The organism is Bacillus sp. FJAT-26390, assembly GCF_001682865.1.
Classification (GTDB): Bacteria; Bacillota; Bacilli; order Paenibacillales; family Paenibacillaceae; genus Pristimantibacillus.
Genome location: NZ_MAQX01000001.1, coordinates 1,795,237 through 1,805,155, shown reverse-complemented (window position 1 = coordinate 1,805,155; position 9,919 = coordinate 1,795,237). Strand labels below are relative to the sequence as shown.

Sequence of the window (9,919 nt, the reverse complement as noted above, 5' to 3'; positions counted from 1 at the left end):
TTTTGCAGCTTTCCTTCGGGGTCAGGTGAAATTCCTAACCGGCGGTGATCGGCAGGTGCAGGGGGATCGGATAACCGAACTTCTGTGCTTGTCGTCAGTCCGTGACCCGGTCTAAGATGCTTTTACTCGGAGTTATCCGAATAAAATGCGGATTGGAACGGTGGACCTGGTGTAAATCCGGGACCGACAGTACAGTCTGGATGGGAGAAGGGGATGCTACGACAGCTATAATATCAGCTTATTTGTGTGTGTGTTTTATTTCACATACGAAGTAGGTTTGTTTTTTTAGCGTATTTTACAAACCGTCATCGCGATTTTGCGGTAAAGGATTAGTCGGATTCTAAAACCGACAACGCCGATCGGTTTTGTCGCAGTTATCTATTCATTCACTCATCACCCCTGTCGGATCGTTTGCCGATAGGGGTGTTTTTTGTATATGGACGTGTTAAACGATGAGTATTACATGGGGTTAGCGTTAGATATGGCTTCAAAAGCTTCCGGTCAAACAGGGATTAATCCCGTCGTCGGCTGCGTAGTCGTAAAAGATGGACGTATCATCGGAATCGGAACGCATCTGAAGCGCGGAACCGGTCATGCTGAGGTGCACGCCCTACAGATGGCTGGGGATGAGGCGGAAGGCGCCACGGTATATGTGACGCTAGAGCCTTGCAGCCATTTTGGCAAGACGCCTCCCTGCTGCGAGCGCATCATCGCTGCGAAAGCGGCAAGGGTAGTGGTCGCGTGCGGTGATCCTAACCCAGAGGTGTCGGGCAGAGGAATCGCTAGGCTTCGCGAAGAAGGCATTGACGTTACCGTAGGCGTTCTGGCGGAGCGCTCCGAGCTCATGAACGAGAAATTCAACAAGTTCATTACGACAAGGCAACCGTTTGTCACTTTGAAAACCGCCAGCACGCTTGATGGAAAAATTGCATCGCGAACGGGTGACAGCCGCTGGGTAACCGGCTCTGCAGCACGTGAGCAGGTTCATACGCTCCGACATCAGCATGAAGCCATTATGGTTGGAATAGGTACGGTGCTGGCCGATGATCCTTTATTGAACACACGTGCTTCCGTTCCAGCTATCGACCCGGTACGGATTATCGTAGATTCAAAGCTCCGATTGCCGCTTGATGCTCGGGTAGTAACCGATCGTTCGATCCGCACCATCGTGTTAACTTCTGGTGAAGCAAGTGCAGAGCAGCGCGTCGCTTTAGAAGCGGCTGGCGTTGAAATCGTCGTCTGCGGTGCAGATGCGAAGGTGGATTTAGCCGCAGCGATGAAGAAGCTCGGAGAGCTAGAGATCGGATCGATCCTGCTTGAGGGCGGAGGACAATTGAATGGTGCGATGCTGGAGGCAGGACTAATCGATAAAATTGTACTGTATTATGCAGCTAAAATTATTGGAGGGACAGATGCGCCTGGCACATTCACCTTCGCGGGATTCGAGAAAATGGCGGATGCCATTCAGCTTGAGCGAGTGAGCGTGGAGATGGCTGGCGAAGACATCTGTGTCTCGGGTTATCCCGTTTATTAAGGTTTTTGAGGAGGAAGCCCATGTTTACCGGATTAGTGGAAGAATTGGGAAAGATGAAAGGGATAACGAAGCAGGGTGAAGCGATGCGTCTCGTCATCGGGGCAACCCGTGTGACAGACGGCGTCATGCTCGGGGACAGCATCTCGGTTAACGGCGTATGTCTTACCGTAACGTCGTTTGACAGCTCTTCATTCACAGCAGACGTAATGCCTGAAACGTATCGCAAATCCAACCTGCAACAGCTTCGGGCCGGTGAGCGAGTAAATTTAGAGCGTGCCATGCAGGCAGGCGGTCGGTTCGGCGGCCATATCGTGCAGGGACATATCGATGGAACCGGAAAAATAGTCAATCGGGAAACAGACGCGAATGCAGTCGTTTATAAAGTGCAATTAGATGATGCAGGCATGCTGCGTTACGTTATTCCGAAAGGCTCCATCACCATAGACGGAATCAGCCTTACCGTGGTGGATACATCCGCAAGCGCTTTTTCCGTATCGATCATCCCGCATACCCTTGGCGAAACAGCCTTACAGCATAAGCATGCTGGCGACTCGGTCAATATAGAGTGCGATGTCATCGGCAAATACGTCGATCACCTGCTTCATTTCAAGCAGCCAGAATCGGCACCGGCAGGATCAAAACTCACCACATCATTTCTTATGGAAAATGGTTTTTTATAATTTAAAAGGTGAGTATTTTAATAAATAACGGTAAAAACTCCCGTTAAATATTGAAAATGTACGCAATTTCAGCAGTTAACTGGAAAATATCCATCTAAATACGAGGAACTAGCTTGTTTGGGTGAATATTCGCCAATTTAGCAGGAGAAATTCCATCTAAACGATAAATAAGCAGAAATTCAAGCAAATTAGATGGAGTTTTTCCAGTAAATTTATAAGTTACTCAGGTACACACNAAGCAAATTAGATGGAGTTTTTCCAGTAAATTTATAAGTTACTCAGGTACACACCAGAAAGCGTGTCCCGCAGGGACGAAAGCGATCAAAGTGAACACTCAGCAGAATATAGCCTTGGTAACCCAAACGTTATTTAAGTAGCTAATTTTCAAGTCGGGTGCACACACAGAAAGCGTGTCCCGCAGGGACGAAAGCGAGCCTACAGAAAAAGCAGCACACAACCACCTGTTTCCCTTCAACGTTAGTCCAATTGCAGGTGTCCAGAGGACGCAGTNTAGCTAATTTTCAAGTCGGGTGCACACACAGAAAGCGTGTCCCGCAGGGACGAAAGCGAGCCTACAGAAAAAGCAGCACACAACCACCTGTTTCCCTTCAACGTTAGTCCAATTGCAGGTGTCCAGAGGACGCAGTCCTTGGGGCCCTCCCTTGGAAGGGAGGGTTAGGGAGGGTTCGAAAAGCCTTTAAAGGTTTGGTAGAAAGCCTTACTAAGGTTGGTTGTCACAAAGGAGGGAATCCCATATGGAACATACAGAAAAAGTTACATTTGATAAAATCGAAGAAGCGCTGGCTGATCTCAAGCTAGGGAAGCCGATCATTGTCGTAGATGACGAGGATCGGGAAAACGAGGGCGACCTAATCGCACTCGCAGATAAAACGACGCCGGAGGTCATTAATTTCATGATCACGGAAGCGCGCGGCCTTGTCTGTGTTCCGATTACGCAAGAGCGTGCGGAGCAGCTTGATTTGCCGCCGATGGTGACGCATAATACCGACTATCATGGCACGGCGTTTACCGTATCGGTTGATTATATTGGGACGACGACCGGTATTTCGGCGTATGAGCGCTCGGAAACGGTCAAGGCGCTTGTTGATCCAACGACAAAGGCAGCCGATTTCCGCCGGCCTGGTCATATTTTTCCGCTGATTGCACGCTCAGGCGGGGTCCTGCGCCGTGCTGGACATACGGAGGCGGCGATTGATCTTGCTGTTATGTGCGGTTCCGCGCCAGGCGCAGCCATTTGTGAAATTATCAACGAAGACGGCACGATGGCTCGTTTGCCGGATCTGCTTGTTTTCAAGGAAAAGCACAATCTTAAGCTGATTACGATTCAAGAGCTGATCCAGTACCGCAATGCAAAGGAAAAGCTCGTTGAGCGCGCGGTTGATGTGAAGCTGCCGACTGATTTTGGGACTTTCCGCGCAATAGCTTATACAAACTTGGTCGACAATAAAGAACATATCGCGCTCGTTAAAGGTGATATCGACCCTGAGCGTCCTCTGCTTGTGCGCGTTCATTCAGAATGCCTCACCGGCGATGTATTCCATTCACACCGCTGCGATTGCGGTCCGCAGCTTGAAGCAGCGCTGAAGCAGATTGAAGAAGCGGGAAGCGGCGTACTTCTCTATATGCGTCAAGAGGGAAGAGGCATCGGCCTGATCAACAAATTAAAGGCTTATGAGCTGCAAGAGCAAGGTTTCGATACCGTTGATGCAAATTTAAAGCTTGGCTTTCCGGCTGATTTGCGCGATTATGGTATAGGCGCGCAAATTTTGAAGGATCTTGGCGTTCGCCAAATGCGACTGCTAACGAATAATCCTCGCAAAATCAAAGGATTAGAGGGCTACGGACTCGAGGTTGTAGAGCGCGTTCCTATCCAAATGGACGAAAAAGAAGATAACAAAAGTTATCTCCGCACAAAAAAAACGAAGCTTGGTCACTTATTAAGCTTTGAAGATATTGACTATATCATTTAAAATAACGGAAGGAAGATGACAAATGACACGAATTTATGAGGGACATTTAGTATCAGAAGGTTTAAAATATGGAGTAGTAGTAGGCCGTTTCAATGAGTTTATATCAAGCAAGCTGCTTGGCGGAGCGCTGGATGCGTTTAAACGCCACGGCGCGCAGGATTCCGACGTAGAAGTCGCATGGGTGCCGGGAGCATTCGAAATTCCGTTAATCGCGCAAAAAATGGCGGAGAGCGGCAAGTATGACGCTGTCATCACGCTAGGCGCAGTTATTCGGGGATCAACGCCACATTTTGATTTTGTATGCAACGAAGCGGCTAAAGGCGTAGCGGCGATTGCATTAAAAACAGGTATTCCGACGATTTTCGGCGTACTGACGGTAGATTCCATTGAGCAAGCCATTGAGCGTGCCGGTACGAAAGCAGGCAACAAAGGCTATGAAGCTGCAACAAGCGCAATTGAAATGGCGAATTTGACCAAACAATTGCAAGGCTAAGCAGCGAAGTTTAAGGCTAGGCGGGAGGAAATGTAAGTGTCGGTGCTTTATAAGCTGGATTCTTTTGAGGGGCCGCTTGATCTGTTGCTCCACTTGATCGACAAAGCCGAGATCGATATCCATGAAGTATCTATCAGCGAAATTACGATTCAATATATGGATTACTTGCATGCGATGAAGGAGCTGGAGCTTGAGGTTACGAGTGAGTTTCTAGTCATGGCGGCCACCCTTTTGGCGATAAAAAGCAAGCAGCTTCTCCCTAAGCCTCCCGTATTTGAGGATGATTATGAGGATTGGCCAGACGACGGACTAGATCCGCGCGATGAGCTCATCCAGAAGCTTGTCGAGTACCGAAAATTCAAACAAATTGCCGAGCAGCTGCGCGAGAAGGAATTCGAGCGCAGCCTTGTCTATTCACGAGAGCCGGAGGATATGTCTCCTTTTATGAAGGAAGAGAAGGTTAATCCAGTAGAAGGCTTGCATCTATCGGACTTAATCGTCGCTTTCCAGAAGGCGCTGCGCAGAGCTTCAAGGCGCAACGTAGTGGCGACGGTACAGCGTGACGAGATTTCGGTAAAGGACCGGATTCGCGATATTGTTGTCGTACTGAAACAATTTGAAACGGTTCGTTTCTCCAAGCTCATTCGCGAAAATATGGACAGGCATGAAATCGTGGTTACTTTTCTAGCGATACTGGAGCTCATGAAAATGAAGCATATTCGCTGCTTCCAGCATCAGTTGTTTGACGACATCGTCATACATTGGAGAGGAGAGTCGTCAGAAATTGGATTATCAGAAGTTGAAGACGATTATTGAGGGCTTGCTGTTCATGGCAGGTGATGAGGGATTGACGAAGCGGCAGCTCGCCGATATTTTGGAGCTGGATGCCGAGCTTGCCTCGGATTTGGTTTATGATTTGCAGCGGGACTTGGAGCGTGAGGGACGCGGCATTCAAATCGCCGAGGTAGCCGCTTCTTACCGGTTAACGACGCATTTGGAGCATGCTCCTTATTTTGAGCGGATGGCTTACACGCCTACGCGCTCACAGCTCTCGCAAGCGGCATTAGAGACGTTGTCGATTGTCGCCTATCGCCAGCCGATTACTCGAATATCGATCGAAGAGATCCGTGGCGTAAAGAGCGACAGAGCGATTCAGTCGCTTGTATCCAAAGATTTGATCGAGGAGGTCGGCCGCGCCGAGCAGATCGGCCGTCCAATTTTGTACGGCACAACGAAATCATTTTTAGATTATTTTGGTTTACCTTCGATCAAGGAGCTTCCAGAACCAGGAAACGTAGATCTGGATGACGCGCTTGAAGAACAAACGCAGCTGCTATTCGAGCGATTGGATGGCAGGCAGATGACAATTGAAGAAATAAAAGAATGAGATTTGACCGCCGGGTCATACTATATTCAACCCATATGAGGGAAACGGAGGAAGCATGATGATGCTCAGTTACCCTTACGGTTGGATAACGGCGGCCGGTCTCTTTTTTTTGCTCATTTTTGTGCTTATCTTTAGCTCTCGGGTCGTTATAAACGGGCATTTGCGGAGACTTGGAGACAACGATGATATTGAATTGAATATAAGAGCACTTTACGGAATCATTCACTACCGATTCAAGGTGCCCATTATTCGATTTACCGGTACATCTGTCCAACTGAAGGAGCAGGTTTCAAAAACGAATGTATCAACGGACACTTGGTCGCAGTATTACGAGGACATCGATGCGGAAAAAGTAATAAAAGGCATCGATAAATTCAAGCATGTGTTGCAAATGACCCGAAATTTAAAGGGCTGGGTTAGGCAGACGCTAACTAAGGTTAGTTTGGTGGAATGGAATTGGACAACATCGGTAGGAACGGGAGATGCGATGTGGACAGCCATGACGACGGGAGCGGTGTGGTCTGTGAAAACATCGATCATCGGCGTCTTATCCCAAATGGTTAAGCTGAAGACGGAGCCGAAAATGACCGTGCAGCCTGTTTATCAGGGATCTTCCTTTCGAACAGAGTGGTCATGCATAGCTCAAATACGCTTCGGTTATGCTATTCTTGCCGGGCTACAGCTTTCAGTTCGGATGAGGAAATTGAAAGGAGGCGTCAAAGCATGGCAGAACATCCTATTCAAGGCTTAATGCAAACCGCAATGGAAAATATTAAAGAAATGGTTGACGTCAATACAATCGTAGGTGATCCTGTTCAAACGCCGGACGGCAGCATTATCATGCCGATCTCCAAAGTGGGCTTTGGATTTGTGGCAGGCGGCAGTGACATTCGATTAGATGATGCCGACCATAAGAATGGATCAAATTCCGATGCACAGCATGCTTCCGTATCGATGCCGTTTGGCGGCGGCAGCGGCGGCGGCGTATCGATTACGCCAATCGCTTTTTTGGTCGTCGGCACACACGGCGTAAAAATCGTTCCGCTCGATAATCAAACGCATCTGCTTGAGCGTGTTATCGATTCTGCTCCGCATGTGTTCGACAAGCTTCAATCCATGATGAAGCAGCCCATTAATACAGCAGCATATAGCGATCCGTCAACTAGCGTAATCAGCGGACGTGTCGAAGCTAACGATCACCTCTTATGACAGAACTGCCCGAGAGGGCAGTTTTTCATTTTTTGTTAGCTTAATTTCGTCTAGAGCAACATGTACAGGCATATACTGGAATATACGAGCAGAAGCTTTACCTACTAACGCTGCGAGAGGGGCAAGCATAAACATGTATTCCAAAAAGCTGCGGCGGATTGCTGCAATAGGTTTATTGGCAGTCTTGTTGGTTGGGACCAGCCAGTGGCCTGCTGTAAGCGCCAAGCCTGGTCCGCTACATACGAATGCGAAGGCTTCGGCGCTGATTGATGTAGAGTCTGGCAGATTGCTGTACAGCGCTAATGGCGATACATCGATGAGAATTGCAAGCCTGACAAAGATAATGACAGCAATCGTGGCTATTGATCATGGAAAGCTGACGGATATGGTGAAGACAAGCAAACGTGCGGTAGGCAAGGAAGGGTCATCCATCTATCTTCAGCTTGGCGAAGAAATGAGCCTTCTCAACATGCTGTATGGACTTATGCTTAGATCCGGCAACGACGCAGCAACTGCAATTGCTGAGCATGTAGGTGGCACCGAAGAGGGCTTCGTGCATCTCATGAACGAGAAAGCAACCTTTCTTGGACTGGAGCATACGCAATTTAAAAATCCGCATGGGCTTGATGAGGAAGGGCATTTTTCTTCTGCAAATGATTTGGCCAAGCTTACCGCGTATGCGCTGAAAAATGAAGTGTTCGCAGAAATCGTAAGCACGAAGGAGAAAAATGTGCCTAATCCGCACGACAACTGGGAATACAGCTATAAAAACAAAAACAAAATGCTCTCGATGTACGAAGGAGCAGATGGCGTGAAAACCGGCTATACGAAGAAATCGCTGCGCTGTTTAGTCAGCTCGGCAACCAGGCAAGGCCAGCAGCTCGCAGCCGTAACCATCAATGACAGCGATGATTGGTCGGATCACCGCAAGATGCTGGATTGGGGTTTTGGCAACTACCCGTTGCAGGAAATAGCCGCAAAAGGACAAACGATTGCGGGTTATCCTTACGCGGTTGGCCAATCATTCAAATATCCGCTTGCAGAGGAAGAGTTACAAACAGTTCAGTCGCGACTGGTTCTTCACGATATGGAATCGATGCGCTACACGTTTGGCGAACGCGGCATGTTGGAGTGGTATATGAATGAAAATCGGATAGGCGCAGTACCGGTCTATGACGTTGCTAGCAGCAGGCTTCAGCTTCCGACGAAATCATTGCATGTTATGCAATCGTTAGAGGAATTCAAAAAAGCGTCTGCGAATGATGATCGCGGGAAATTGGCCAAGTCCATATCGAAGGTGTTAGACGCATTATTTGATCATTAGGACATGCCGGCGAGGGAGACGCTTCATGTCTATTAAAGCAATGTTGCAAATGGGGAGGCGGCATAGATGGTTAACTGGATTTGGTTGTTTTTCATCGTAGCGAGCGTAGTTGTAGCTGCGGCAACCGGCAAGATGGATGCGGTGACGCAAGCTGCTTTCGAAGGAGCCAAATCAGGGGTCACCGTGAGCTTTGGCTTAATTAGCATTATGGTATTTTGGCTTGGAATGATGCGGATTGCGGAGGACGCCGGATTGCTTCAAAAATTAGCTCGCATGCTAGGACCAATCGTGCGTATGTTATTTCCTGACGTTCCCCGCAATCATCCCGCTATCGGATACATCATGAGCAACTTGAGCGCTAATCTGTTTGGGCTTGGGAATGCGGCTACCCCTATGGGAATAAAAGCGATGCAGGAGCTGCAAAAGCTGAATCCTGATCCAGCCACGGCAACCCCGGCGATGTGTACGCTGCTAGCGCTTAATACATCCAGTATAACGATCATTCCGACCACTCTCATCGCCATTCGGATGAACTATGGATCGGCTAACCCAGCCGAGATAATAGGCACGACATTGGCTGCTACATTCGTAGCCACCACCGCTGCCATCCTTGCTGACCGCTGGTATAGAAGGAAATCGCCGCCGCCGCCAATTACGCCAACGCTTTCCGGTCCTACGAATATGAAGGGGGCGCTTCCTGCCGCGGGAGGTGAGACGGTTGTATAGTGTATTTACCAGCTTATCCGCGTGGATGATTCCTGCCATTATCGTATTTATTCCGCTTTATGCAGCTCTCAGACGCAAAGTGCCCGTCTATGAAACGTTTGTCGAAGGCGCGAAAGACGGTTTTGGGACAGCCATTAACATTATTCCTCATTTGGTTGGCATGATGGTTGCTATCAGCATGTTCCGCGCATCGGGAGCTTTAGAATTGATGCTATCTGCCGTTAGGCCTTTATTCGATTATGTGGGCATTCCAAGCGAGGTGCTCCCACTCGGCATTTTGAGGCCGCTCACCGGAGCGGGTTCGCTTGCCTTCACTACCGATCTCATTCAAAACTTTGGGCCGGATTCCATGATCGGGAGAATAGCTTCCACCATTCAAGGCAGCACGGATACAACCCTTTATGTGCTTACCGTTTATTTTGGAGCTATTGGCATTCGTCGAACGCGTTATGCACTAAAAGTAGGATTATTTTCGGATTTGGTCGGTTTTTTTGCAGCGATTTTCATTTGCATATACATATTCGGATAGTGAAGCTTGTACTTTGTTCTTCATATCGTTATGATGGAGATTGAGG

At 48.5% G+C, this 9,919-nt stretch carries 11 protein-coding genes and 1 riboswitch; all 11 genes read left to right on the top strand.

Annotation, left to right across the window (positions count from 1 at the left end; all coding sequences use genetic code 11):
- The first annotated feature begins 7 nt into the window (after positions 1-7).
- A riboswitch (FMN riboswitch) is annotated at positions 8-216 on the top strand.
- A gap of 220 nt (positions 217-436) precedes the next feature.
- Positions 437-1,534: a bifunctional diaminohydroxyphosphoribosylaminopyrimidine deaminase/5-amino-6-(5-phosphoribosylamino)uracil reductase RibD gene (gene ribD, locus A7975_RS08365; RefSeq protein WP_065384759.1), complete on the top strand. Its 1,098-nt coding sequence runs from the start codon at positions 437-439 to the stop codon at positions 1,532-1,534.
- 20 nt (positions 1,535-1,554) lie between these two features.
- Entirely contained in the window at positions 1,555-2,214 is a 660-nt protein-coding gene (ribE, locus tag A7975_RS08360; protein WP_065384758.1) for a riboflavin synthase, read from the top strand.
- Between the two features lie 755 nt (positions 2,215-2,969).
- The gene (locus tag A7975_RS08355) at positions 2,970-4,205 is read left to right on the top strand and encodes a bifunctional 3,4-dihydroxy-2-butanone-4-phosphate synthase/GTP cyclohydrolase II (RefSeq protein WP_053376709.1); all 1,236 of its coding nucleotides are present in this window, start codon (positions 2,970-2,972) and stop codon (positions 4,203-4,205) included.
- A gap of 22 nt (positions 4,206-4,227) precedes the next feature.
- A complete protein-coding gene (ribH, locus tag A7975_RS08350) occupies positions 4,228-4,698 on the top strand; it encodes a 6,7-dimethyl-8-ribityllumazine synthase (protein WP_053376708.1) in 471 nt (156 codons plus the stop codon).
- Positions 4,699-4,734: 36 nt separating this feature from the next.
- Positions 4,735-5,514 (top strand): segregation and condensation protein A, encoded by a 780-nt coding sequence (locus A7975_RS08345; RefSeq protein WP_053376707.1) that lies wholly within the window; start codon positions 4,735-4,737, stop codon positions 5,512-5,514.
- Positions 5,483-6,085: an SMC-Scp complex subunit ScpB gene (scpB, locus tag A7975_RS08340; protein ID WP_053376706.1), complete on the top strand. Its 603-nt coding sequence runs from the start codon at positions 5,483-5,485 to the stop codon at positions 6,083-6,085. Before A7975_RS08345 ends, scpB begins: the two co-directional genes overlap by 32 nt.
- 55 nt (positions 6,086-6,140) lie before the next feature.
- Positions 6,141-6,836, top strand: a complete 696-nt coding sequence (locus A7975_RS08335; protein WP_082198045.1) for a DUF2953 domain-containing protein — start codon at positions 6,141-6,143, stop codon at positions 6,834-6,836.
- On the top strand, positions 6,809-7,294 hold the full coding sequence (gene ytfJ, locus A7975_RS08330; protein ID WP_053376704.1) for a GerW family sporulation protein: 486 nt from the start codon (positions 6,809-6,811) through the stop codon (positions 7,292-7,294). Before A7975_RS08335 ends, ytfJ begins: the two co-directional genes overlap by 28 nt.
- Positions 7,295-7,427: 133 nt before the next feature.
- A complete protein-coding gene (locus tag A7975_RS08325) occupies positions 7,428-8,618 on the top strand; it encodes a D-alanyl-D-alanine carboxypeptidase family protein (protein WP_065384756.1) in 1,191 nt (396 codons plus the stop codon).
- 66 nt (positions 8,619-8,684) lie between these two features.
- Positions 8,685-9,344 carry a nucleoside recognition domain-containing protein gene (locus A7975_RS08320; protein ID WP_053376702.1) on the top strand — a complete coding sequence of 220 codons (660 nt, stop codon included), beginning with the start codon at positions 8,685-8,687 and terminating at the stop codon, positions 9,342-9,344.
- A 25-nt stretch (positions 9,345-9,369) separates the two neighbouring features.
- Complete coding sequence (locus tag A7975_RS08315) at positions 9,370-9,873, top strand: spore maturation protein (protein ID WP_065384880.1); 504 nt, start codon at positions 9,370-9,372, stop codon at positions 9,871-9,873.
- Positions 9,874-9,919 lie beyond the last annotated feature (46 nt).

Bases quoted from the DNA above. Each gene is read 5' to 3' on its own strand.
- ribD (WP_065384759.1), top strand. From the start codon at position 437: ATGGACGTGTTAAACGATGAGTATTACATGGGGTTAGCGTTAGATATG.
- ribE (WP_065384758.1), top strand. From the start codon at position 1,555: ATGTTTACCGGATTAGTGGAAGAATTGGGAAAGATGAAAGGGATAACG.
- A7975_RS08355 (WP_053376709.1), top strand. From the start codon at position 2,970: ATGGAACATACAGAAAAAGTTACATTTGATAAAATCGAAGAAGCGCTG.
- ribH (WP_053376708.1), top strand. From the start codon at position 4,228: ATGACACGAATTTATGAGGGACATTTAGTATCAGAAGGTTTAAAATAT.
- A7975_RS08335 (WP_082198045.1), top strand. From the start codon at position 6,141: ATGATGATGCTCAGTTACCCTTACGGTTGGATAACGGCGGCCGGTCTC.
- ytfJ (WP_053376704.1), top strand. From the start codon at position 6,809: ATGGCAGAACATCCTATTCAAGGCTTAATGCAAACCGCAATGGAAAAT.
- A7975_RS08325 (WP_065384756.1), top strand. From the start codon at position 7,428: ATGTATTCCAAAAAGCTGCGGCGGATTGCTGCAATAGGTTTATTGGCA.
- A7975_RS08320 (WP_053376702.1), top strand. From the start codon at position 8,685: ATGGTTAACTGGATTTGGTTGTTTTTCATCGTAGCGAGCGTAGTTGTA.
- A7975_RS08315 (WP_065384880.1), top strand. From the start codon at position 9,370: ATGATTCCTGCCATTATCGTATTTATTCCGCTTTATGCAGCTCTCAGA.